The sequence below is a fragment of the Escherichia sp. TC-EC600-tetX4 genome (assembly GCF_019356055.1).
Lineage (GTDB): Bacteria > Pseudomonadota > Gammaproteobacteria > Enterobacterales > Enterobacteriaceae.
Genome location: NZ_CP079924.1, coordinates 480,022 through 504,343 on the forward strand (window position 1 = coordinate 480,022; position 24,322 = coordinate 504,343).

A 24,322-nucleotide genomic window follows, 5' to 3' on the forward strand; every position below is an offset into this window, starting at 1 on the left:
GAGGGGCTGCAATGAGATAATCTTCACAGACCACAAATAATGTAGGGATGCCAGGATCGCGACAAGATAGACGACATTACGCAGCGGTTGCTGGGGATTACCCAATTTTCACTGCATCGTCTGGATAGATGTGAATGCTAAAGCACGCAAAATTAACCGATTGACAATGCTCAGCATTAAATAGGTTCGAGTGATTAATTTGTAGTCAAACAAAATCAGATTATTCACCCCATGGTACCAGAAATAAGTAAGGGGCTAAGCGTAGCGTCGCCCAGGCAAAGCAACATAAACCTAACAGGCGACGGAGGCGTATCAATAATAGCTGTTTAGTGGAGTATCAATGCGCATCAATTTGTGGTCAGTCGAAATCATGACTTTCCAGTTTGGATGATGTTGTATAACTTCCTGACCAAGGTGTTCGACGAAAGCTGTCCGGCTAACCGCTTTTCCCGTTAACCGATTGAATAATGATTTCAAAATGAGTTCCCTCTCTTATTATTCCCTGCTAAATGGTTAGTTAACCTTCACCAGCGTGCGACCCTGGATCTGGTTATTAATGATGGCCTCGGCAAAGTTCGGTGCCTCTGACAGAGATATCTCTTTTGCCGCCTGGGTATAGAATGATTCCGGTAAATCGGCGACCAGTCGCTGCCAGGCTTGTGCGCGGCGTTCTGGTGGCGTCATTACTGAATCCACCCCTTGCAAACGGACATTACGCAGAATAAATGGCATGACCGTGGTTGGCAGAGTAAAACCACCCGCCAGACCACAGGCCGCCACGCAGCCGCCGTAATTCATTTGCGCCAGCACTTTTGCCAGCACTTTGTCGCCAACGGTGTCAATTGCCCCAGCCCAGACTTGTTTTTCCAGAGGACGGGATTCGGCAAACTCATCACGAGGGAGAACACGGCTAGCACCTAAACTTTTCAGATATTCATGGGTACTTTCGCGACCGGAAACGGCAACGACCTGATAACCCAACTTATGCAGCAGCGCCACGGCGGTACTGCCGACGCCACCACTGGCACCCGTCACGACAATCTCCCCGTCCTGCGGGCGAACACCGGCATCTTCCAGCGCCATCACACACAGCATGGCGGTAAAACCGGCAGTACCGATAATCATTGCTTTACGCGCGTCCAGCCCTTGCGGCATGGCAACCAGCCAGTCACCTTTCACTCGCGCCTGCTCCGCCAGCCCACCCCAGTGGTTTTCACCAACGCCCCAGCCAGTGAGTAACACCTCCTGACCGGCATGAAAACGCGGATCTTCGCTGGTGCGTACAGTTCCGGCAAAATCGATCCCAGGAATCATCGGAAAATTACGGATGATTTTTCCCTTACCGGTAATCGCCAGCGCATCTTTATAGTTCAGGCTCGACCAGTGAACATCGACCGTGACATCGCCCTCCGGCAGGCGACTTTCGTCCAGAGTCTGTACTGATGCGAGAGTTTTGCCGTCCTGCTGTTCTAAAAGTAACGCCTGCATAAGTGGTCCTCATGTGCATGATGGATTGGAAAATAATTTCTGAAGACTATACTCGCTAATGGAAAAGCAAAGCCGATGAAGCGCAATAAATTGCGAGATAAATCTGATTTGCTAGTATGCCCGCTTCCTCACTATCGGAGTTAACACAAGGATGAGATTAACGACGAAATTTTCGGCCTTTGTTACGCTGCTCACCGGGTTAACAATTTTTGTGACTTTGCTGGGCTGTTCGCTAAGTTTCTACAACGCCATTCAGTATAAGTTTAGTCATCGCGTTCAGGCGGTGGCGACGGCGATTGATACCCACCTTGTGTCGAATGACTTCAGCGTATTAAGGCCACAAATTACCGAATTAATGATGTCGGCAGATATCGTTCGTGTAGACCTGCTCCATGGTGATAAACAGGTTTATACCCTGGCCAGAAATGGTAGTTATCGTCCAGTTGGCTCCAGCGATCTGTTTCGCGAACTGAGCGTTCCGTTGATAAAGCATCCGGGGATGTCGTTGCGTCTGGTTTATCAGGATCCGATGGGCAACTATTTCCATTCGTTGATGACCACCGCGCCGCTCACGGGGGCGATTGGCTTTATCATTGTTATGCTCTTCCTGGCGGTACGCTGGTTACAACGGCAACTTGCCGGGCAAGAATTGCTGGAAACCCGGGCTACTCGTATCTTAAACGGTGAGCGTGGCTCTAATGTGTTGGGAACCATCTATGAATGGCCGCCCAGAACCAGCAGTGCGCTGGATACGCTGCTTCGTGAAATTCAGAACGCACGCGAACAACACAGCCGTCTTGATACGCTGATCCGCTCTTATGCCGCCCAGGACGTGAAAACCGGCCTCAATAACCGACTCTTTTTCGATAATCAGTTAGCAACGTTACTGGAAGATCAGGAGAAAGTAGGTACCCACGGGATCGTGATGATGATTCGTCTGCCGGATTTCAATATGTTGAGCGATACCTGGGGGCACAGCCAGGTTGAAGAACAGTTCTTCACTCTGACGAATCTGCTGTCGACATTTATGATGCGCTACCCTGGCGCACTGCTGGCGCGTTACCACCGCAGTGATTTTGCTGCGCTGTTACCGCACCGGACGTTAAAAGAGGCAGAGAGCATCGCCGGTCAGTTAATCAAAGCCGTTGATACCTTGCCGAACAATAAAATGCTCGATCGCGACGATATGATCCACATTGGTATCTGCGCCTGGCGTAGTGGTCAGGATACCGAGCAGGTAATGGAACATGCAGAGTCTGCCACGCGTAATGCGGGATTGCAGGGCGGCAATAGCTGGGCTATTTACGATGACTCGTTGCCTGAAAAAGGACGCGGTAATGTTCGCTGGCGTACGCTTATCGAGCAAATGCTCAGTCGCGGCGGCCCGCGCCTTTATCAAAAACCGGCGGTTACTCGCGAAGGTCAGGTTCATCATCGCGAACTCATGTGCCGCATCTTCGATGGTAATGAAGAGGTTAGCTCGGCGGAGTATATGCCGATGGTCTTGCAGTTTGGCTTATCGGAAGAGTATGACCGTCTGCAAATCAGCCGTCTTATTCCACTATTGCGTTACTGGCCAGAGGAAAATCTGGCGATTCAGGTTACCGTTGAGTCGCTGATTCGCCCGCGTTTTCAGCGTTGGCTGCGCGATACGTTAATGCAATGTGAAAAATCACAACGAAAACGCATAATTATTGAACTTGCAGAGGCCGATGTAGGTCAACATATCAGTCGTTTACAACCTGTTATTCGTTTAGTGAATGCTTTAGGGGTACGGGTAGCCGTCAACCAGGCTGGTTTGACGCTGGTAAGTACCAGTTGGATCAAAGAACTTAATGTTGAGTTACTCAAGCTCCATCCGGGGCTGGTCAGAAACATTGAGAAGCGAACGGAGAACCAGCTGCTGGTTCAAAGCCTGGTGGAAGCCTGCTCCGGGACCAGCACCCAGGTTTACGCCACCGGCGTGCGTTCGCGAAGCGAGTGGCAGACCCTGATTCAGCGCGGTGTTACAGGCGGGCAAGGGGATTTTTTCGCGTCCTCACAGCCACTTGATACTAACGTGAAAAAATATTCACAAAGATACTCGGTTTAACCTGCCGTTTAATCCGTTTTCACGTAGAATAATGCGCGCTGCGTCTCATGGGAGTGTGCTTGTCTGCTCGCCAGATTGTTGCAGCACATATGCAGATGAATGACCTTACGCGGTTGCAAACAGGCGAGGAATGCTGCTGATGCATTAAGCCTTTCTGGACTCAGGCAGAGATTTGTAACAAAGGAAACGAACTGCACTAATTTTCACCGTAGCAGATGATTTTTGCGCCTTGTCGCTGCTGCGTGTGGTTGGTAAAGTAAGCGGATTTTCTTTTCCGCCCCAGCTTTCAGGATTATCCCTTAGTATGTTGAAAAAATTTCGTGGCATGTTTTCCAATGACTTGTCCATTGACCTGGGTACTGCGAATACCCTCATTTATGTAAAAGGACAAGGCATCGTATTGAATGAGCCTTCCGTGGTGGCCATTCGTCAGGATCGTGCCGGTTCACCGAAAAGCGTAGCTGCAGTAGGTCATGACGCGAAGCAGATGCTGGGCCGTACGCCGGGCAATATTGCTGCCATTCGCCCAATGAAAGACGGCGTTATCGCCGACTTCTTCGTGACTGAAAAAATGCTCCAGCACTTCATCAAACAAGTGCACAGCAACAGCTTTATGCGTCCAAGCCCGCGCGTTCTGGTTTGTGTGCCGGTTGGCGCGACCCAGGTTGAACGCCGCGCAATTCGTGAATCCGCGCAGGGCGCTGGTGCCCGTGAAGTCTTCCTGATTGAAGAACCGATGGCTGCCGCAATTGGTGCTGGCCTGCCGGTTTCTGAAGCGACCGGTTCTATGGTGGTTGATATCGGTGGTGGTACCACTGAAGTTGCTGTTATCTCCTTGAACGGTGTGGTTTACTCCTCTTCTGTGCGCATTGGTGGTGACCGTTTCGACGAAGCTATCATCAACTATGTGCGTCGTAATTACGGTTCTCTGATCGGTGAAGCCACCGCAGAACGTATCAAGCACGAAATCGGTTCGGCTTATCCGGGCGATGAAGTCCGTGAAATCGAAGTTCGTGGCCGTAACCTGGCAGAAGGTGTTCCACGCGGTTTTACCCTGAACTCCAATGAAATCCTCGAAGCACTGCAGGAACCGCTGACCGGTATTGTGAGCGCGGTAATGGTTGCACTGGAACAGTGCCCGCCGGAACTGGCTTCCGACATCTCCGAGCGCGGCATGGTGCTCACCGGTGGTGGCGCACTGCTGCGTAACCTTGACCGTTTGTTAATGGAAGAAACCGGCATTCCAGTCGTTGTTGCTGAAGACCCGCTGACCTGTGTGGCGCGCGGTGGCGGCAAAGCGCTGGAAATGATCGACATGCACGGCGGCGACCTGTTCAGCGAAGAGTAATCGGATGCAGGCAGGGGAAGTGTCTGTTTACCCTGCCTGGTCTGATACGAGAATACGCATAACTTATGAAGCCAATTTTTAGCCGTGGCCCGTCGCTACAGATTCGCCTTATTCTGGCGGTGCTGGTGGCGCTCGGCATTATTATTGCCGACAGCCGCCTGGGGACGTTCAGTCAAATCCGTACTTATATGGATACCGCCGTCAGTCCTTTCTACTTTGTTTCCAATGCTCCTCGTGAATTGCTGGATGGCGTATCGCAGACGCTGGCCTCGCGTGACCAATTAGAACTTGAAAACCGGGCGTTACGTCAGGAACTGTTGCTGAAAAACAGTGAACTGCTGATGCTTGGACAATACAAACAGGAGAACGCGCGTCTGCGCGAGCTGCTGGGTTCCCCGCTGCGTCAGGATGAGCAGAAAATGGTGACTCAGGTTATCTCCACGGTTAACGATCCTTATAGCGATCAAGTTGTTATCGATAAAGGTAGCGTTAATGGCGTTTATGAAGGCCAGCCGGTCATCAGCGACAAAGGTGTTGTTGGTCAGGTGGTGGCCGTCGCTAAACTGACCAGTCGCGTGCTGCTGATTTGTGATGCGACCCACGCGCTGCCAATCCAGGTGCTGCGCAACGATATCCGCGTAATTGCAGCCGGTAACGGTTGTACGGATGATTTGCAGCTTGAGCATCTGCCGGCGAATACGGATATTCGTGTTGGTGATGTGCTGGTGACTTCCGGTCTGGGCGGTCGTTTCCCGGAAGGCTATCCGGTCGCGGTTGTCTCTTCCGTAAAACTCGATACCCAGCGCGCTTATACTGTGATTCAGGCGCGTCCGACTGCAGGGCTGCAACGTTTGCGTTATCTGCTGCTGCTGTGGGGGGCAGATCGTAACGGCGCTAACCCGATGACGCCGGAAGAGGTGCATCGTGTTGCTAATGAACGTCTGATGCAGATGATGCCGCAGGTATTGCCTTCGCCAGACGCGATGGGGCCAAAGTTACCTGAACCGGCAACGGGGATCGCTCAGCCGACTCCGCAGCAACCGGCGACAGGAAATGCAGCTACTGCGCCTGCTGCGCCGACACAGCCTGCTGCTAATCGCTCTCCACAAAGGGCTACGCCGCCGCAAAGTGGTGCTCAACCGCCTGCGCGTGCGCCGGGAGGGCAATAGTGGCGAGCTATCGTAGCCAGGGACGCTGGGTAATCTGGCTCTCTTTCCTCATTGCGCTGTTGCTGCAAATCATGCCCTGGCCGGATAACCTGATTGTTTTCCGGCCAAACTGGGTGTTACTCATCTTGTTGTATTGGATCCTGGCCTTGCCTCATCGCGTAAATGTGGGCACAGGTTTTGTGATGGGTGCCATACTGGATCTGATCAGCGGCTCGACGCTTGGCGTACGCGTATTGGCGATGAGCATCATTGCTTACCTGGTGGCGCTGAAATACCAGCTTTTCCGCAACCTCGCATTATGGCAGCAGGCGCTGGTCGTCATGTTGCTTTCGCTGGTGGTGGATATTATTGTTTTCTGGGCAGAGTTTTTAGTGATTAACGTCTCTTTCAGACCGGAAGTGTTCTGGAGTAGTGTAGTCAATGGGGTGCTCTGGCCGTGGATTTTCTTGCTGATGCGCAAAGTCCGTCAGCAGTTTGCAGTGCAATAAAGGTTTCTATGACTTCTCTGTATTTAGCTTCCGGTTCTCCGCGTCGTCAGGAGTTACTTGCGCAACTTGGCGTGACCTTTGAACGTATTGTTACGGGCATTGAGGAGCAGCGTCAGCCGCAGGAGAGCGCGCAGCAGTATGTTGTGCGTCTGGCGCGCGAGAAAGCACGGGCAGGTGTCGCGCAAACGGCGAAGGATCTCCCGGTGCTGGGTGCGGATACTATCGTTATCCTGAACGGAGAAGTGCTGGAGAAACCGCGCGACGCAGAGCATGCGGCGCAGATGTTGCGCAAATTATCGGGTCAGACCCATCAGGTGATGACAGCAGTGGCGTTGGCCGACAGCCAGCACATTCTCGATTGCCTGGTGGTCACCGATGTGACTTTCAGAACGTTAACAGACGAAGACATCGCGGGCTATGTCGCCAGCGATGAACCGTTAGATAAAGCAGGTGCATACGGTATTCAGGGGCTGGGTGGCTGTTTTGTCAGGAAGATAAATGGCAGCTATCACGCCGTAGTCGGCTTACCGCTGGTTGAAACGTATGAATTATTAAGTAATTTTAACGCACTGCGTGAGAAAAGGGATAAACATGACGGCTGAATTGTTAGTAAACGTAACGCCTTCGGAAACGCGAGTGGCGTATATTGATGGCGGTATTCTGCAGGAAATTCATATTGAACGTGAGGCGCGACGCGGAATAGTAGGCAATATCTACAAGGGTCGTGTAAGTCGTGTACTTCCGGGTATGCAGGCGGCTTTTGTAGATATTGGGCTGGATAAAGCCGCGTTTCTTCATGCATCCGACATCATGCCGCACACCGAATGTGTGGCGGGTGAAGAACAAAAGCAATTCACGGTGCGCGACATCTCGGAACTGGTTCGTCAGGGGCAAGATCTGATGGTGCAGGTGGTGAAAGATCCGCTTGGCACTAAAGGTGCGCGCCTGACCACCGATATCACGCTCCCTTCTCGCTATCTGGTGTTTATGCCAGGGGCTTCTCACGTTGGGGTTTCCCAACGTATTGAAAGCGAATCAGAACGTGAACGCCTGAAAAAAGTGGTCGCAGAGTATTGCGACGAGCAGGGCGGGTTTATCATCCGTACCGCAGCGGAAGGGGTTGGCGAGGCTGAACTGGCCTCCGATGCCGCTTATCTGAAACGCGTCTGGACCAAAGTTATGGAGCGTAAAAAACGCCCGCAGACCCGTTATCAGCTGTACGGCGAACTGGCGCTGGCGCAGCGTGTTCTGCGTGATTTCGCCGATGCCGAACTGGACCGCATTCGCGTTGACTCACGCCTGACTTACGAAGCGTTACTTGAGTTCACCTCGGAGTACATTCCCGAGATGACAAGCAAGCTGGAGCATTACACAGGACGCCAGCCGATTTTCGATCTCTTTGATGTCGAAAACGAAATCCAGCGAGCGCTGGAACGCAAAGTAGAACTGAAATCCGGTGGTTATCTCATTATCGACCAGACCGAAGCGATGACCACCGTGGACATCAATACCGGAGCGTTTGTCGGTCATCGCAATCTGGACGACACCATTTTCAATACCAATATTGAAGCGACGCAGGCTATCGCTCGCCAGTTACGGTTGCGTAATCTGGGCGGGATTATCATTATTGATTTCATCGATATGAATAATGAAGATCACCGCCGCCGAGTGCTGCACTCGCTGGAGCAGGCGTTGAGCAAAGACCGGGTGAAAACCAGCGTTAATGGTTTTTCGGCGCTGGGGCTGGTGGAGATGACGCGTAAACGCACCCGCGAAAGCATTGAGCACGTACTGTGTAACGAATGCCCAACCTGCCACGGTCGCGGAACGGTGAAAACCGTGGAAACGGTATGCTATGAAATCATGCGCGAGATTGTTCGTGTCCACCATGCTTACGACTCCGACCGTTTCCTGGTCTATGCTTCTCCGGCAGTAGCTGAAGCCTTGAAAGGCGAAGAGTCACACTCGCTGGCGGAAGTGGAAATTTTCGTTGGCAAACAGGTTAAAGTACAAATTGAACCGCTCTATAACCAGGAGCAGTTTGACGTCGTAATGATGTAAACAGATGCTGGGCCGCCATCCGGCAAAGGGTTTTTGAGTCACATTTTTAGCAGACAAGGAGTGACGGGTGAGGCGATTGCCGGGGATTTTACTGCTTACTGGAGCCGCGCTCGTTGTGATCGCTGCCCTGCTGGTTAGCGGCCTGCGTATTGCTTTACCGCATCTTGACGCCTGGCGTCCGGAAATCCTCAACAAAATAGAATCCGCGACTGGCATGCCGGTAGAAGCCAGTCAGCTCTCAGCCAGCTGGCAGAATTTTGGCCCGACGCTTGAAGCACACGACATCCGTGCAGAACTAAAAGATGGCGGCGAATTTTCGGTTAAACGCGTTACTCTGGCGCTGGATGTCTGGCAGAGCCTGTTACATATGCGCTGGCAGTTTCGCGACCTCACTTTCTGGCAGCTGCGCTTTCGCACCAACACTCCTATCACCAGCGGTGGTAGTGATGACAGTCTGGAAGCCAGTCACATCAGCGATCTGTTTCTTCGTCAATTTGACCATTTCGATCTTCGCGACAGTGAAGTCAGTTTCCTGACGCCATCCGGTCAGCGCGCCGAGCTGGCGATCCCACAACTCACCTGGCTGAACGATCCACGTCGACACCGTGCGGAAGGCCTGGTAAGCCTCTCCAGCCTTACCGGACAGCACGGCGTGATGCAGGTGCGCATGGATTTGCGCGATGATGAGGGGTTGTTAAGCAATGGTCGCGTCTGGCTCCAGGCGGATGACATCGACCTGAAGCCGTGGCTCGGTAAATGGATGCAGGACAATATTGCGCTGGAAACGGCACAGTTCTCCCTTGAAGGCTGGATGACGATCGACAAAGGCGATGTAACCGGCGGTGACGTCTGGCTGAAACAGGGCGGTGCCAGCTGGTTGGGCGAGAAGCAAACGCATACGCTGTCGGTGGATAATCTGACCGCGCATATTACGCGTGAAAATCCGGGCTGGCAGTTCTCTATTCCCGATACACGGATCACGATGGACGGCAAACCCTGGCCGAGCGGAGCATTGACGCTGGCCTGGATACCGGAACAGGACGTTGGCGGCAAAGACAATAAACGCAGTGACGAACTCCGGATTCGCGCCAGTAATCTGGAGCTGGCAGGCCTGGAGGGCATACGCCCGCTGGCCGCGAAACTTTCACCTGCACTGGGTGATGTTTGGCGCTCCACACAACCGAGCGGCAAGATTAACACTCTGGCGCTGGATATCCCGCTTCAGGCGGCAGACAAGACCCGTTTTCAGGCATCGTGGAGCGATCTGGCCTGGAAGCAATGGAAATTATTACCGGGTGCGGAACACTTCTCCGGGACGCTTTCCGGCAGCGTTGAAAATGGTTTGCTTACCGCGTCGATGAAGCAGGCAAAGATGCCTTACGAAACGGTATTCCGTGCGCCACTAGAAATCGCCGACGGCCAGGCAACTATAAGCTGGCTGAACAATAACAAAGGTTTCCAGCTGGATGGGCGTAATATTGACGTTAAAGCCAAAGCCGTCCATGCGCGCGGCGGTTTTCGTTACCTGCAACCTGCTAACGATGAACCCTGGCTGGGTATTCTGGCTGGCATCAGTACCGATGATGGTTCACAAGCCTGGCGCTATTTCCCGGAAAACTTGATGGGTAAAGACCTGGTTGATTACTTAAGTGGCGCGATTCAGGGCGGTGAAGCGGATAACGCGACGCTGGTTTATGGTGGCAATCCGCAACTCTTCCCCTATAAACACAACGAAGGTCAGTTTGAAGTGCTGGTGCCGCTGCGCAACGCGAAGTTTGCCTTCCAGCCGGACTGGCCTGCATTAACTAACCTTGATATTGAACTGGACTTTATTAACGACGGTTTATGGATGAAAACCGATGGCGTTAATCTGGGCGGCGTGCGCGCGAGTAATCTTACCGCAGTGATCCCTGACTACTCAAAAGAAAAACTGCTGATTGACGCTGACATTAAAGGTCCGGGTAAAGCCGTTGGCCCTTACTTTGATGAGACACCGCTGAAAGATTCTCTGGGTGCGACCCTGCAAGAACTCCAGCTCGACGGCGATGTGAATGCTCGCTTACATCTTGATATCCCGCTGAACGGCGAACTGGTAACCGCGAAAGGTGAAGTGACGCTGCGTAATAACAGTCTGTTTATCAAACCACTCGACAGCACCCTGAAAAATTTGAGCGGTAAATTCAGCTTTATCAATAGCGATCTGCAAAGTGAACCACTGACAGCAAGCTGGTTTAATCAGCCGTTGAACGTGGATTTTTCCACCAAAGAAGGGGCAAAAGCCTACCAGGTAGCGGTAAACCTCAACGGTAACTGGCAACCGGCGAAAACCGGCGTTCTGCCTGAAGCGGTGAACGAAGCATTGAGTGGCAGCGTGGCGTGGGATGGTAAAGTGGGCATTGATCTGCCTTATCATGCTGGTGCGACCTATAACATAGAGCTGAACGGCGATCTAAAGAATGTGAGCAGTCACTTACCTTCACCGTTAGCCAAACCTGCGGGTGAACCACTAGCGGTAAACGTTAAGGTTGATGGCAATCTCAACAGCTTTGAATTAACCGGACAGGCTGGTGCGGATAATCATTTCAATAGCCGCTGGTTGCTCGGTCAAAAGCTGACGCTCGATCGTGCTATTTGGGCGGCAGACAGTAAAACGCTCCCGCCGTTGCCGGAACAAAGTGGCGTTGAACTCAATATGCCGCCGATGAATGGTGCCGAGTGGCTGGCCCTGTTCCAGAAAGGCGCTGCGGAGAGTGTCGGTGGTGCAGCGAGTTTCCCACAACACATAACGTTACGTACGCCTATGTTGTCACTGGGAAATCAGCAATGGAATAACCTGAGTATTGTTTCGCAACCGACGGCAAATGGCACCCTGGTTGAAGCGCAAGGGCGTGAAATCAACGCCACGCTAGCGATGCGTAATAACGCGCCGTGGCTGGCGAATATCAAATATCTTTATTACAACCCGAGCGTGGCGAAAACTCGTGGTGATTCAACGCCGTCATCACCTTTCCCGACAACGGAGCGCATTAACTTCCGTGGCTGGCCGGACGCCCAAATACGATGCACAGAGTGCTGGTTCTGGGGGCAAAAATTCGGTCGCATTGACAGTGATATCACCATTTCTGGCGATACGTTAACGCTGACCAATGGACTGATTGATACTGGTTTCTCGCGGCTTACTGCCGATGGTGAATGGGTTAATAATCCGGGGAATGAACGTACCTCGCTGAAAGGAAAACTGCGCGGGCAGAAAATTGATGCCGCCGCAGAATTTTTTGGTGTCACGACGCCCATACGCCAGTCGTCATTTAATGTGGATTACGATTTACACTGGCGCAAAGCACCCTGGCAGCCAGATGAAGCGACGTTGAATGGCATCATTCATACTCAACTGGGTAAAGGCGAAATTACCGAAATCAATACCGGACATGCCGGGCAATTGCTGCGCTTATTGAGCGTAGATGCCCTGATGCGTAAGCTGCGTTTTGATTTCAGAGACACTTTTGGCGAAGGGTTCTATTTTGACTCCATTCGCAGCACCGCGTGGATTAAAGACGGCGTTATGCACACCGACGACACGCTGGTGGATGGCCTGGAGGCGGATATCGCCATGAAAGGGTCGGTAAATCTGGTACGTCGCGACCTGAATATGGAAGCGGTTGTCGCACCAGAGATTTCTGCGACGGTGGGCGTGGCTGCGGCTTTTGCGGTTAACCCCATTGTTGGCGCGGCAGTGTTTGCCGCCAGTAAAGTGCTGGGGCCGCTGTGGAGCAAAGTCTCCATTTTGCGCTATCACATTTCGGGTCCGCTGGACGATCCGCAAATCAACGAAGTGTTGCGCCAACCGCGTAAAGAAAAAGCGCAATGATTTGACGAGGGCGCGTAATTGCCCCAATCTCATAGGATAATCGTTGCCAAAGGCCAACGAGCCAGAACATAACCGTAGGTCGGATAGGGCGTTCACGCCGCATCCGGCAGCCGTTGCCTGATGCGACGCTGTGCGTCTTATCAGGCCTACAAACGGAACATAACCGTAGGTCGGATAAGGCGTTTACGCCGCATCCGGCAGCCGTTGCCTGATGCGACGCTGTGCGTCTTATCAGGCCTACAAACGGAACATAACCGTAGGTCGGATAAGGCGTTTACGCCGCATCCGACAGCCGTTGCCTGATGCGACGCTGTGCGTCTTATCAGGCCTACAAACCGGAACATAACCGTAGGCTGGATAGGGCGTTCACGCCGCATCCGGCAGCCGTAAAAAATCCTCTACTGCAGTAACTAACGAGTAGCAAAAACGATGAGTCTTAACCTGGTAAGTGAACAATTGCTAGCGGCGAACGGCCTGAAACATCAGGACTTGTTCGCGATCCTCGGTCAACTGGCCGAACGTCGCCTTGATTATGGCGATCTCTATTTTCAGTCGAGCTATCACGAATCCTGGGTTTTAGAAGACCGCATTATTAAAGATGGTTCTTACAACATCGATCAGGGCGTTGGTGTGCGTGCAATCAGCGGTGAAAAAACCGGATTTGCTTACGCTGACCAAATCAGCCTGCTGGCGCTGGAACAGAGTGCGCAAGCGGCGCGCACCATCGTCCGTGATAGTGGTGATGGTAAAGTACAGACGCTGGGCGCGGTAGAGCATAGCCCGTTGTATACCTCGGTAGATCCGCTGCAAAGCATGAGCCGTGAAGAGAAGCTGGATATCCTGCGTCGCGTCGATAAGGTTGCCCGCGAAGCGGACAAGCGCGTACAGGAAGTGACTGCCAGCCTCAGTGGTGTCTATGAATTAATTTTGGTTGCGGCCACCGACGGCACGCTAGCGGCGGATGTCCGTCCGCTGGTGCGTCTTTCCGTGAGCGTTCTCGTCGAAGAAGATGGCAAACGCGAACGCGGTGCCAGTGGCGGCGGCGGTCGTTTTGGTTATGAATTCTTCCTTGCCGATCTCGACGGCGAAGTCCGTGCGGATGCATGGGCAAAAGAAGCAGTGCGTATGGCGCTGGTCAATCTTTCTGCCGTTGCTGCACCAGCGGGCACCATGCCGGTAGTACTTGGCGCAGGTTGGCCGGGCGTGCTGTTGCATGAAGCGGTTGGTCACGGTCTGGAAGGCGACTTCAACCGCCGTGGCACTTCAGTATTTAGTGGACAGGTCGGGGAGCTGGTGGCTTCAGAACTGTGTACCGTGGTTGATGATGGCACGATGGTCGATCGCCGAGGTTCGGTGGCGATTGATGACGAAGGTACGCCAGGCCAGTACAACGTGCTGATTGAGAACGGCATTCTGAAAGGCTACATGCAGGATAAACTCAACGCGCGTTTGATGGGGATGACGCCGACTGGCAACGGTCGCCGTGAATCCTACGCCCATCTGCCCATGCCGCGTATGACCAACACCTATATGCTGCCGGGTAAATCGACCCCGCAGGAAATTATTGAATCCGTTGAGTACGGTATCTATGCACCGAACTTTGGTGGCGGTCAGGTGGATATCACCTCCGGCAAATTCGTTTTCTCCACTTCAGAAGCATATCTGATTGAAAACGGTAAAGTAACGAAGCCGGTGAAAGGCGCAACGTTGATTGGTTCCGGTATCGAAACCATGCAGCAGATTTCGATGGTTGGCAACGACCTGAAACTGGATAACGGCGTGGGTGTCTGCGGTAAAGAAGGGCAAAGTTTGCCGGTTGGCGTGGGCCAGCCAACGTTGAAAGTCGATAACCTGACTGTTGGCGGTACTGCGTAATAATTTCACTATTTTCAGAAGGATAATTAATCTTTCTACGTGCACGAACGGTCCCCTCGCCCCTTTGGGGTGAGGGTTAGGGTGAGGGGAACCCGTTGGCACAGGTTTGTACAACGTAACAGTACAATATGAATTACTTCTCTTTCCCGCGCCCGTGCATCTCCTGAAACAATTTACCGACCTCAACAAAATAATCCGTCAGCGAGTTGATCACGACCTGTACCTTCAGCGGCAGCTTATCTTTTTCGGTATATAACGCATAAACCGGGCGTGGATCTGACTGGTAACGCGGCAGCAGGATCTCCAGCTCCCCACGATTGATCTCGTTGATCACCCACATCAGCGGCACGTAGGCGATCCCGGCACCCGCCGTCAGCCAGCGCACCAGCGTCATCGGATCATTAGTCACAAATCTTCCTTGTGGGATCAGGCGAGTCGAGATCCCTTCCGGTGCGATCAGTTCAAATTCATTGTCGGGCCGCACGCTGTATTCAAGCCATGAATGACTACTCAAATCGGCGGGTTTTTCCGGTATGCCGTATTGTGTGAGATAGCTTTTCGCGGCGCACACCACCATTGGCATCGCGCCCAGACGGCGGGAAAACAGGCTGGAATCCTGCAACGCGCCGACGCGGATCACCACATCCAGACCGTCGGCAATCAGGTCGGGGGCTGGAATTCCGGTAACCAGATTGACGCTCAAACCTGGGTATTCTTTCAGCATTTTGGCTGTCAGCCCGGCGAGAACATTTTGTGCCATAGTTGAAGAACAGCCAATGCGTAGCGTCCCGATGGGGGTGTTATTGAAGGCATACAGTTGCTCATGAACATCCTGCACTTCATGAAGCATACGACGGCAGCCCTGGTAGTAAATTCTACCGGCTTCGGTCAGGCCAATGCTGCGTGTGCTACGGTTTAACAGCTTTACCTGCAACTCATCTTCCAGTTTTGATACCGTCTGACTGATGGACGAAACGCTCATCTGTAGCTGTCTGGCGGCGGCGGTAAAAGAGCCAAATTCAACTACTTTGGCAAACACCGACATGCGTTTTAGTCGTTCCATTATTCACTCTGACTTAAAAGTGATTTAGATCACATAATATAGATAACAGCATAACAGTTACGCTAATATATTAAATATCAATCTACAGCAATGTTGCTCTCGCCCGGCTTTCCATGCCCTTCTCTGCGGCGACAGATGCTGAAAATAATAACGCCTGCTCTCTCTTTACAACCAAGGTCAACATGAGTCTGTTTCCCGTTATCGTGGTGTTTGGGCTGTCCTTCCCACCGATATTTTTTGAATTGCTTTTATCACTGGCGATTTTCTGGCTGGTGCGCCGGGTACTTGTGCCAACAGGTATCTACGACTTTGTCTGGCATCCGGCGTTGTTCAACACCGCGCTCTATTGCTGCTTGTTTTATTTGATATCGCGACTGTTCGTTTGAGGTTGAAGTGAAAACACTAATAAGAAAATTCTCCCGTACGGCCATCACGGTCGTATTAGTCATTCTGGCCTTCATCGCAATTTTTAATGCCTGGGTCTATTACACCGAATCCCCCTGGACGCGTGACGCGCGCTTTAGCGCTGACGTCGTTGCGATCGCGCCGGACGTTTCTGGACTCATTACCCAGGTGAATGTTCATGATAACCAGCTGGTGAAAAAAGGACAGATACTGTTCACCATCGACCAGCCGCGCTATCAAAAGGCGCTTGAGGAAGCGCAAGCCGATGTTGCTTATTATCAGGTACTGGCACAGGAGAAACGCCAGGAGGCCGGACGTCGTAACCGTCTCGGTGTGCAGGCGATGTCTCGCGAAGAGATCGACCAGGCCAACAACGTACTACAAACGGTTCTGCATCAGTTAGCGAAAGCGCAGGCGACCCGCGATCTGGCAAAACTGGATCTTGAACGCACGGTGATCCGCGCGCCAGCAGATGGCTGGGTGACCAACCTCAACGTCTATACCGGTGAGTTTATTACTCGAGGATCAACGGCGGTTGCGCTGGTGAAACAGAACTCCTTCTATGTACTGGCCTATATGGAAGAAACTAAGCTGGAAGGGGTGCGTCCGGGGTATCGTGCAGAGATCACGCCGCTTGGCAGTAACAAAGTGCTGAAAGGGACTGTTGATAGTGTTGCCGCAGGGGTCACCAACGCCAGCAGCACGCGTGACGACAAAGGGATGGCGACTATAGACTCTAACCTTGAATGGGTGCGTCTTGCGCAACGTGTTCCGGTTCGTATTCGTCTCGACAACCAGCAAGAGAACATCTGGCCTGCGGGCACCACTGCTACAGTGGTGGTCACTGGCAAACAAGATCGCGACGAAAGCCAGGATTCGTTCTTCCGTAAAATGGCCCATCGCCTGCGTGAGTTTGGTTAATCACGATGGGTATTTTCTCCATTGCTAACCAACATATTCGCTTTGCGGTAAAACTGGCGACCGCCATTGTACTGGCGCTGTTTGTTGGCTTTCACTTCCAGCTGGAAACGCCACGCTGGGCGGTACTGACAGCGGCGATTGTTGCCGCCGGTCCGGCCTTTGCTGCGGGAGGTGAACCGTATTCTGGCGCTATTCGCTATCGTGGCTTTTTGCGCATCATCGGCACATTTATTGGCTGTATTGCCGGACTGGTGATCATCATTGCGATGATCCGCGCACCATTATTGATGATTCTGGTGTGCTGTATCTGGGCCGGTTTTTGTACCTGGATATCCTCGCTGGTACGAATAGAAAACTCGTATGCGTGGGGGCTGGCCGGTTATACCGCGCTGATCATTGTGATCACCATTCAGCCGGAACCATTGCTTACGCCGCAGTTTGCCGTCGAACGTTGTAGCGAGATCGTTATCGGTATTGTGTGTGCGATTATGGCGGATTTGCTCTTTTCTCCGCGATCGATCAAACAAGAAGTGGATCGAGAGCTGGAAAGTTTGCTGGTCGCGCAATATCAATTAATGCAACTCTGTATCAAGCATGGCGATGGTGAAGTTGTCGATAAAGCCTGGGGCGACCTGGTGCGACGCACCACGGCGCTACAAGGCATGCGCAGCAACCTGAATATGGAATCTTCCCGCTGGGCGCGGGCCAATCGACGTTTAAAAGCGATCAATACGCTATCGCTGACGCTGATTACCCAATCCTGCGAAACTTATCTTATTCAGAATACGCGCCCGGAATTGATCACTGATACTTTCCGCGAATTTTTTGACACGCCGGTAGAAACCGCGCAGGACGTCCACAAGCAGCTCAAACGCCTGCGGAGAGTTATCGCCTGGACCGGGGAACGGGAAACGCCTGTCACCATTTATAGCTGGGTCGCGGCGGCAACGCGTTATCAGCTTCTCAAGCGCGGCGTTATCAGTAACACAAAAATCAACGCCACCGAAGAAGAGATCCTGCAAGGCGAACCGGAAGTAAAAGTAGAGTCAGCCGAACGTCATCATGCAATGGTTAACTTCTGGCGAACCACACTTTCCTGCATTCTGGGCACGCTTTTCTGGCTGTGGACGGGCTGGACTTCCGGCAGTGGTGCAATGGTGATGATTGCGGTAGTGACGTCACTGGCAATGCGTTTGCCGAATCCACGCATGGTGGCGATCGACTTTATCTACGGGACGCTGGCCGCGCTGCCGTTAGGGCTGCTCTACTTTTTGGTGATTATCCCTAATACCCAACAGAGCATGTTGCTGCTGTGCATTAGCCTGGCAGTGCTGGGATTCTTCCTCGGTATAGAAGTACAGAAACGGCGACTGGGCTCGATGGGGGCACTGGCCAGCACCATAAATATTATCGTGCTGGATAACCCGATGACTTTCCATTTCAGTCAGTTTCTCGACAGCGCATTAGGGCAAATCGTCGGCTGTGTGCTCGCGTTCACCGTTATTTTGCTGGTGCGGGATAAATCGCGCGACAGGACCGGACGTGTACTGCTTAATCAGTTTGTTTCTGCCGCTGTTTCCGCGATGACTACCAATGTGGCACGTCGTAAAGAGAACCACCTCCCGGCACTTTATCAGCAGCTGTTTTTGCTGATGAATAAGTTCCCAGGGGATTTGCCGAAATTTCGCCTGGCGCTGACGATGATTATCGCGCACCAGCGCCTGCGTGATGCACCGATCCCGGTTAACGAGGATTTATCGGCGTTTCACCGACAAATGCGCCGCACAGCAGACCATGTGATATCTGCCCGTAGCGATGATAAACGTCGTCGGTACTTTGGCCAGTTGCTGGAAGAACTGGAAATCTACCAGGAAAAGCTACGCATCTGGCAAGCGCCACCGCAGGTGACGGAACCGGTAAATCGGCTGGCGGGGATGCTCCATAAGTATCAACATGCGTTGACCGATAGTTAAGTCAAAACCGACGCCAAAAGCGTCGGTTTTTTCATGGCTATACTTAGCGATGCACGGCAGAACTCGCCGCGAAACGTGACGGTGGCAACAGATGAATATTTATACCTTTGATTTTGATGAGATTGAGAGTCAGGAGGATTTTTATCGTGACTTTAGCCAAACCTTTGGTCTGGCGAAAGATAAGGTACGCGATCTCGACTCACTATGGGATGTGTTAATGAACGATGTCCTGCCGCTACCACTTGAGATTGAATTTGTTCATCTGGGAGAGAAAACGCGTCGCCGTTTTGGCGCGTTAATATTGCTGTTTGATGAGGCAGAGGAAGAGCTGGAAGGGCATTTGCGTTTTAATGTTCGTCATTAGCGCAAAAAAAAGCCCCCGAACCGGGGGCAATATCGTCGGACAAGACGATGAGGGTTTATTTGTACAGTTCAGCCGTAGCGTGCCAGGTGTCACCGCTACGAGCTTCAGTAATCTGGTAGGCCGTTGCGCCTTTCTCTTCCGCTTTTTTGTTCAGCATTTCACGCATATCCATTGGCGAAGACGCCACACCACTTACGGATACGGTCCCGATTGCTTCACGATTTTGTGCTTGTGCAGCATCAATGGAGTCGGCAGCGAATGCACCGAAAGAGAGAACAGAAAGTACGCTTAATGCAGCAACAGTGGTTTTGATTTTCATGATTTTTACCTCGACATAATCTTTTAGCTGGGCCTTTGTTTCGTGACCCATATCACAAAATCAAGTATACACTAATTATTGAGCTAATTAATACCGCGCTAACTGTTTCAGTTGATACTAAGTGTTAAAAATGTGAATTTTAATAACAAAAAAGAATTAAAAATACGGTTATTTATCGTTAATTCTAGTTTTTTCAATTAGATAATGAATTTTGCATAATGTGCTTTTTTTACCTTATGTATTCATTGTGTGAATGACATGTCGCAGTAAAACGCACTATTCGTTAAATTAATCGCAGGGGAAAGCAGGGGGTTGAGAGGGATAAGCAACATTTTCCCCGCCGTCAGAAACGACGGGGCAGAGATTAAAGCTCCTGGTCGAACAGCTCTAAAATCGCTTCGTACAGGTCTTTGACTGTGAAACCGTTAGCAGGGGTGGTAAAGATGGTGTCATCGCCAGCGATGGTGCCCAGAATACCTTCTGCTTTGCCCAGTGAGTCCAGCAGGCGAGCAATTAACTGCGCCGCGCCAGGGCTGGTATGAATCACGACAACTGCATCGTTGTAGTCGATATCCAGCACCAGATTCTTCAATGGACTGGAGGTGGTTGGTACACCCAGTTCAGCTGGCAGGCAGTAAACCATTTCCATTTTGGCATTGCGTGTACGTACAGCACCAAACTTGGTCAACATCCGCGAGACTTTAGACTGATTAATATTGTCAAAGCCTTGCTCCTGCAACGCGGCGACGATTTCGCCCTGGGAGCTAAATTTCTCTTCTTTAAGTAATGCTTTAAATGCTTTAACTAGTTCTTCTTGCTTAGCCGAGCTTCGCATAAGTCACCCGATATGGTGGTTGATACAACATTATTGTGCATACAGATGAATTTTTATGCAAACAGTCAGCCCTGAAGAAGGCTGAAATAATGTTATGAAAGAGCGGGATTTTATCAAATTTCGTTATTGAGAAACATGCCTGCGTCACGGCATGCAAATTCTGCTTAAAAGTAAATTAATTGTTATCAAATTGATGTTGTTTTGGCTGAACGGTAGGGTATATTGTCACCACCTGTTGGAATGTTGCGCTAATGCATAAGCGACTGTTAATTACGTAAGTTAGGTTCCTGATTACGGCAATTAAATGCATAAACGCTAAACTTGCGTGACTACACATTCTTGAGATGTGGTCATTGTAAACGGCAATTTTGTGGATTAAGGTCGCGGCAGCGGAGCAACATATCTTAGTTTATCAATATAATAAGGAGTTTAGGATGAAAGTCGCAGTCCTCGGCGCTGCTGGCGGTATTGGCCAGGCGCTTGCACTACTGTTAAAAACCCAACTGCCTTCAGGTTCAGAACTCTCTCTGTATGATATCGCTCCAGTGACTCCCGGTGTGGCTGTCGATCTGAGCCATATCCCTACTGCTGTGAAAATCAAAGGTTTTTCTGGTGAAGATGCGACTCCGGCGCTGGAAGGCGCAGATGTCGTTCTTATCTCTGCAGGCGTAGCGCGTAAACCGGGTATGGATCGTTCCGACCTGTTTAACGTTAACGCCGGCATCGTGAAAAACCTGGTACAGCAAGTTGCGAAAACCTGCCCGAAAGCGTGCATTGGTATTATCACTAACCCGGTTAACACCACAGTTGCAATTGCTGCTGAAGTGCTGAAAAAAGCCGGTGTTTATGACAAAAACAAACTGTTCGGCGTTACCACGCTGGATATCATTCGTTCCAACACCTTTGTTGCGGAACTGAAAGGCAAACAGCCAGGCGAAGTTGAAGTGCCGGTTATTGGCGGTCACTCTGGTGTTACCATTCTGCCGCTGCTGTCACAGGTTCCTGGCGTTAGTTTTACCGAGCAGGAAGTGGCTGATCTGACCAAACGCATCCAGAACGCGGGTACTGAAGTGGTTGAAGCGAAGGCCGGTGGCGGGTCTGCAACCCTGTCTATGGGCCAGGCAGCTGCACGTTTTGGTCTGTCTCTGGTTCGTGCACTGCAGGGCGAACAAGGCGTTGTCGAATGTGCCTACGTTGAAGGCGACGGTCAGTACGCCCGTTTCTTCTCTCAACCGCTGCTGCTGGGTAAAAACGGCGTGGAAGAGCGTAAATCTATCGGTACCCTGAGCGCATTTGAACAGAACGCGCTGGAAGGTATGCTGGATACGCTGAAGAAAGATATCGCCCTGGGCGAAGAGTTCGTTAATAAGTAATTGATTAGCGGATAATAAAAAACCGGAGCACAGACTCCGGTTTTTTGTTTTGAGCGCACGACTTAATTGGTTGCCGGATATTCCTGAATGGTGACCTGCAGCGTTAACTGCTTATCATCACGCATCACTACTACAGGGATCACCGAACCAGGGCGAATTTCCGCCACCTGATCCATCGTCTCCAGAGCAGAGATGGCCGGTTTGTTATCCACCGAAATAATCAGATCGTTGACCTGAATACCCGCATTCGCCGCCGGGCCGTCAGGTGACACTTCATTAACCACGATCCCTTGCAGTTGATCTATACCACCGCCCTGCGCGTGCAGTGGTGCGATCTCACGTCCGCCGATACCAATGTAGCCGCGGATCACGCGACCATCGCGGATCAGCTTATCCATAATTTTGGTTGCTAACTGGAAAGGAATCGCAAAGCCGATACCTTCCGGCGTTTCGCCATCGTTACTCTTATCAAACGACAGCGTATTAATGCCCATCAGTTCGCCCAGCGAGTTCACCAGCGCGCCGCCAGAGTTACCGTGGTTAATGGAAGCATCGGTTTGGAGGAAGTTTTGCCGCCCGGTCGGGTTCAGACCGATTCGACCCGTGGCACTAATAATCCCCTGGGTAATGGTCTGCCCGAGGTTGTACGGGTTACCGATCGCCAGTACTACGTCGCCAATGTGCGGTACGCGACGTGCATTAATTGGAATGGTAGGTAAACCGCCAGTGGCATTAATTTTAAGTACCGCCAGATCGGTTAGAGAGTCAGATCCCACCAGCAATGCTTCAAATACACGTCCATCCTGTAAGGCGACGATGATCTGATCGGCGTCGTTGATGACGTGTTTATTGGTGATGATATAACCGCGTTGATCCATGATTACACCGGATCCCAGGGTGCGGATCTCAAGCTGGTTGTGAGAGTTGGTGTTCAAACCACGGTTGTAAACGTTAACCACCGCTGGCGCGGCGCGGCGAACCGCCAGATTATAGCTGGCAGGCGTCTCATCGGTACTGTCAAATTGCGGAGTGGAAAGCGGGTTAAGGCTGCGCAGCGAAGGCATGGCAACCAGCAGAATAGCGCCGACAATTAATCCAATCGCAACGGAACGTAAGAGCTTCACAAACATGATGGAGGCGTCATTAAAAAAGGGAACGGCAGCAGCATACCACGAGTTAACCGGACATCACACGTAAGCCTGATGCCCGGTTTACGACATTAACGCATCAGCAGATAGATGCTTTCATTGCCGCGTACAATTTGCAGGGCGATGATGGCCGGTTTTGCCGCCAGCACTTTACGCATTTCAGCAATCGAGTTCACCCGATCGCGGTTGACGCCAATGATCACATCGTCTTTTTGCAAGCCAGCCTGAGCAGCTGGGCTTCCTTTGACAACTTCATCGATTTTAATACCTTTGCCGCCATCTTTTAGCTGACCATCGCTCAACGTTGCACCTTCCAGCGCTGGCGTGATCATTTCAGCGCTGGCCGACGAAGAGGTGCTGGTATCGAGCGTCACTTCTACTTCCAGTGGTTTGCCGTTACGCAGCAGGCCAAGCTTCACTTTCGTGCCCGGCTCGGTGGTCGCGATACGAGAGCGCAACTCAGCAAAGCTATTCAGCGGTTTGCCGTTGAGGCTGGTAATAATATCGCCCGCTTTGACGCCCGCTTTTGCCGAGCCAGAACCTGGCAACACTTCGCTGACAAACGCGCCACGCTGCACGTCAAGGTTGAAGGCTTTGGCGATATCGGCACTCATCTCGGTGCCTTTGATGCCTAACAAACCGCGTTTGATTTCACCAAAGTCGATAAGCTGCTGCGCCAGTGTTCGCGCCATATTACTGGGGATGGCAAATCCAATCCCGACGCTCCCGCCGCCAGGCGCAAGGATTGCAGTGTTGATGCCAATTAACTCACCGTTAAGGTTTAATAGTGCACCGCCGGAGTTACCGCGGTTAATGGAAGCATCTGTCTGGATAAAGTTTTCCAGACCTTCAAGATTCAACCCGCTGCGGCCTAATGCGGAAACAATGCCAGAGGTGGCGGTTTGCCCAAGGCCAAATGGGTTACCGACCGCTACGGCAAAATCACCGACGCGCAATTTATCGGAGTCGGCAATAGCGATTTGCGTTAATTTGCTCGGGTTTTGAATTTGTAACAGGGCGATATCGCTCTGGTCATCGCTACCAATCAGTTTTGCATCAAACTCGCGCCCATCATTGAGCTGAATACTGATTTTCTGTGCCTGATTAATCACATGGTTGTTGGTCAGCACATAGCCTTTACTGGCGTTGATGATGACACCGGAGCCTAAACCTTCGAAGGGTTGTGCAGGTTGATCCGGTAAATCATCACCAAAAAACTTTTTGAATTCTTCCGGGATTTTCTGTCCCTGACTGGCCGTTCCTTCCACCCGTACGCTCACCACTGCCGGAAGCACTTTTTCCAGCATTGGAGCCAGACTGGGGAGAGGGGCCTGATCGGCAACCTGGCCTGGAATCGACGCGACGGCCTGAAATGACGCCGAGAGAGTTAACCCGACACTTAACGCTAATGCACTCAACAGCTGGGTTTGTTTTTTCATTATTCCTGCTCTCGTACCTGAATGATAAGAAAAGAGATTCAAAACAGTTTGATGTTATTGAATTTTCAGACGGCTAACAATGAGACACCAGAT

General features: G+C 51.7%; 19 protein-coding genes. 13 read left to right on the forward strand and 6 right to left on the reverse strand.

Annotated features, from left to right (window positions below):
• Positions 1–513: 513 nt before the first annotated feature.
• On the reverse strand, positions 514–1,488 hold the full coding sequence (locus tag KXD89_RS02325; RefSeq protein ID WP_001148481.1) for an MDR family oxidoreductase: 975 nt from the start codon (positions 1,486–1,488) through the stop codon (positions 514–516).
• Positions 1,489–1,639: 151 nt separating this feature from the next.
• Between KXD89_RS02325 and csrD the strand changes: the two genes are divergently transcribed.
• From csrD to tldD, 8 genes are all read left to right on the forward strand, one after another.
• Positions 1,640–3,580 (forward strand): RNase E specificity factor CsrD, encoded by a 1,941-nt coding sequence (csrD, locus tag KXD89_RS02330; protein WP_001241469.1) that lies wholly within the window; start codon positions 1,640–1,642, stop codon positions 3,578–3,580.
• A 304-nt stretch (positions 3,581–3,884) separates the two neighbouring features.
• Positions 3,885–4,928 carry a rod shape-determining protein MreB gene (gene mreB, locus KXD89_RS02335; RefSeq protein ID WP_000913396.1) on the forward strand — a complete coding sequence of 348 codons (1,044 nt, stop codon included), beginning with the start codon at positions 3,885–3,887 and terminating at the stop codon, positions 4,926–4,928.
• Positions 4,929–4,993: 65 nt separating this feature from the next.
• On the forward strand, positions 4,994–6,097 hold the full coding sequence (gene mreC, locus KXD89_RS02340; RefSeq protein ID WP_000802511.1) for a rod shape-determining protein MreC: 1,104 nt from the start codon (positions 4,994–4,996) through the stop codon (positions 6,095–6,097).
• Complete coding sequence (gene mreD / locus KXD89_RS02345) at positions 6,097–6,585, forward strand: rod shape-determining protein MreD (protein ID WP_000179409.1); 489 nt, start codon at positions 6,097–6,099, stop codon at positions 6,583–6,585. The genes mreC and mreD overlap by 1 nt, the downstream gene beginning before the upstream one ends.
• Positions 6,586–6,593: 8 nt before the next feature.
• The gene (gene yhdE, locus KXD89_RS02350; protein ID WP_000203105.1) at positions 6,594–7,187 is read left to right on the forward strand and encodes a nucleoside triphosphate pyrophosphatase YhdE; all 594 of its coding nucleotides are present in this window, start codon (positions 6,594–6,596) and stop codon (positions 7,185–7,187) included.
• Complete coding sequence (gene rng / locus KXD89_RS02355) at positions 7,177–8,646, forward strand: ribonuclease G (RefSeq protein ID WP_000123197.1); 1,470 nt, start codon at positions 7,177–7,179, stop codon at positions 8,644–8,646. Before yhdE ends, rng begins: the two co-directional genes overlap by 11 nt.
• 67 nt (positions 8,647–8,713) lie before the next feature.
• Complete coding sequence (gene yhdP / locus KXD89_RS02360) at positions 8,714–12,514, forward strand: AsmA2 domain-containing protein YhdP (RefSeq protein WP_001253618.1); 3,801 nt, start codon at positions 8,714–8,716, stop codon at positions 12,512–12,514.
• Positions 12,515–12,943: 429 nt separating this feature from the next.
• Positions 12,944–14,389 carry a metalloprotease TldD gene (gene tldD / locus KXD89_RS02365; RefSeq protein ID WP_000055909.1) on the forward strand — a complete coding sequence of 482 codons (1,446 nt, stop codon included), beginning with the start codon at positions 12,944–12,946 and terminating at the stop codon, positions 14,387–14,389.
• A 133-nt stretch (positions 14,390–14,522) separates the two neighbouring features.
• Here tldD and aaeR read toward each other — a convergent pair whose 3' ends face one another.
• Positions 14,523–15,452 (reverse strand): HTH-type transcriptional activator AaeR, encoded by a 930-nt coding sequence (gene aaeR, locus KXD89_RS02370; RefSeq protein WP_000440317.1) that lies wholly within the window; start codon positions 15,450–15,452, stop codon positions 14,523–14,525.
• 182 nt (positions 15,453–15,634) lie between these two features.
• Between aaeR and aaeX the strand changes: the two genes are divergently transcribed.
• The 4 genes from aaeX (at position 15,635) to KXD89_RS02390 (ending at position 19,115) form a co-directional block, all read left to right on the forward strand.
• On the forward strand, positions 15,635–15,838 hold the full coding sequence (gene aaeX / locus KXD89_RS02375) for a p-hydroxybenzoic acid efflux pump operon protein AaeX (protein ID WP_000051841.1): 204 nt from the start codon (positions 15,635–15,637) through the stop codon (positions 15,836–15,838).
• Positions 15,839–15,845: 7 nt separating this feature from the next.
• Complete coding sequence (gene aaeA, locus KXD89_RS02380) at positions 15,846–16,778, forward strand: p-hydroxybenzoic acid efflux pump subunit AaeA (RefSeq protein ID WP_000854021.1); 933 nt, start codon at positions 15,846–15,848, stop codon at positions 16,776–16,778.
• 5 nt (positions 16,779–16,783) lie between these two features.
• Positions 16,784–18,751, forward strand: coding sequence for a p-hydroxybenzoic acid efflux pump subunit AaeB (gene aaeB, locus KXD89_RS02385; RefSeq protein ID WP_000510965.1), 1,968 nt, complete (start codon positions 16,784–16,786; stop codon positions 18,749–18,751).
• A gap of 91 nt (positions 18,752–18,842) precedes the next feature.
• Entirely contained in the window at positions 18,843–19,115 is a 273-nt protein-coding gene (locus KXD89_RS02390) for a barstar family protein (RefSeq protein WP_001029013.1), read from the forward strand.
• Positions 19,116–19,170: 55 nt separating this feature from the next.
• Here KXD89_RS02390 and yhcN read toward each other — a convergent pair whose 3' ends face one another.
• Both yhcN and argR read right to left on the reverse strand, forming a co-directional pair.
• Positions 19,171–19,434: a peroxide/acid stress response protein YhcN gene (gene yhcN, locus KXD89_RS02395; protein ID WP_000695690.1), complete on the reverse strand. Its 264-nt coding sequence runs from the start codon at positions 19,432–19,434 to the stop codon at positions 19,171–19,173.
• Between the two features lie 364 nt (positions 19,435–19,798).
• Positions 19,799–20,269, reverse strand: coding sequence for a transcriptional regulator ArgR (gene argR / locus KXD89_RS02400; RefSeq protein WP_001257846.1), 471 nt, complete (start codon positions 20,267–20,269; stop codon positions 19,799–19,801).
• Between the two features lie 434 nt (positions 20,270–20,703).
• On the opposite strand from argR, the gene mdh reads away from it, so the two are divergent.
• Complete coding sequence (gene mdh / locus KXD89_RS02405; RefSeq protein WP_001295272.1) at positions 20,704–21,642, forward strand: malate dehydrogenase; 939 nt, start codon at positions 20,704–20,706, stop codon at positions 21,640–21,642.
• A gap of 62 nt (positions 21,643–21,704) precedes the next feature.
• Here mdh and degS read toward each other — a convergent pair whose 3' ends face one another.
• Together degS and degQ are read right to left on the reverse strand one after the other, a co-directional pair.
• A complete protein-coding gene (gene degS, locus KXD89_RS02410) occupies positions 21,705–22,772 on the reverse strand; it encodes an outer membrane-stress sensor serine endopeptidase DegS (RefSeq protein ID WP_000497723.1) in 1,068 nt (355 codons plus the stop codon).
• Positions 22,773–22,861: 89 nt separating this feature from the next.
• On the reverse strand, positions 22,862–24,229 hold the full coding sequence (gene degQ, locus KXD89_RS02415) for a serine endoprotease DegQ (RefSeq protein ID WP_001295271.1): 1,368 nt from the start codon (positions 24,227–24,229) through the stop codon (positions 22,862–22,864).
• Between the last annotated feature and the right edge of the window lie 93 nt (positions 24,230–24,322).

Bases quoted from the DNA above. Each gene is read 5' to 3' on its own strand.
- mdh (WP_001295272.1), top strand. From the start codon at position 20,704: ATGAAAGTCGCAGTCCTCGGCGCTGCTGGCGGTATTGGCCAGGCGCTT.
- KXD89_RS02325 (WP_001148481.1), bottom strand. From the start codon at position 1,488: ATGCAGGCGTTACTTTTAGAACAGCAGGACGGCAAAACTCTCGCATCA.
- yhdE (WP_000203105.1), top strand. From the start codon at position 6,594: ATGACTTCTCTGTATTTAGCTTCCGGTTCTCCGCGTCGTCAGGAGTTA.
- argR (WP_001257846.1), bottom strand. From the start codon at position 20,269: ATGCGAAGCTCGGCTAAGCAAGAAGAACTAGTTAAAGCATTTAAAGCA.
- aaeR (WP_000440317.1), bottom strand. From the start codon at position 15,452: ATGGAACGACTAAAACGCATGTCGGTGTTTGCCAAAGTAGTTGAATTT.
- mreB (WP_000913396.1), top strand. From the start codon at position 3,885: ATGTTGAAAAAATTTCGTGGCATGTTTTCCAATGACTTGTCCATTGAC.
- KXD89_RS02390 (WP_001029013.1), top strand. From the start codon at position 18,843: ATGAATATTTATACCTTTGATTTTGATGAGATTGAGAGTCAGGAGGAT.
- tldD (WP_000055909.1), top strand. From the start codon at position 12,944: ATGAGTCTTAACCTGGTAAGTGAACAATTGCTAGCGGCGAACGGCCTG.
- csrD (WP_001241469.1), top strand. From the start codon at position 1,640: ATGAGATTAACGACGAAATTTTCGGCCTTTGTTACGCTGCTCACCGGG.
- aaeB (WP_000510965.1), top strand. From the start codon at position 16,784: ATGGGTATTTTCTCCATTGCTAACCAACATATTCGCTTTGCGGTAAAA.
- yhcN (WP_000695690.1), bottom strand. From the start codon at position 19,434: ATGAAAATCAAAACCACTGTTGCTGCATTAAGCGTACTTTCTGTTCTC.
- degS (WP_000497723.1), bottom strand. From the start codon at position 22,772: ATGTTTGTGAAGCTCTTACGTTCCGTTGCGATTGGATTAATTGTCGGC.
- aaeX (WP_000051841.1), top strand. From the start codon at position 15,635: ATGAGTCTGTTTCCCGTTATCGTGGTGTTTGGGCTGTCCTTCCCACCG.
- mreC (WP_000802511.1), top strand. From the start codon at position 4,994: ATGAAGCCAATTTTTAGCCGTGGCCCGTCGCTACAGATTCGCCTTATT.
- degQ (WP_001295271.1), bottom strand. From the start codon at position 24,229: ATGAAAAAACAAACCCAGCTGTTGAGTGCATTAGCGTTAAGTGTCGGG.
- rng (WP_000123197.1), top strand. From the start codon at position 7,177: ATGACGGCTGAATTGTTAGTAAACGTAACGCCTTCGGAAACGCGAGTG.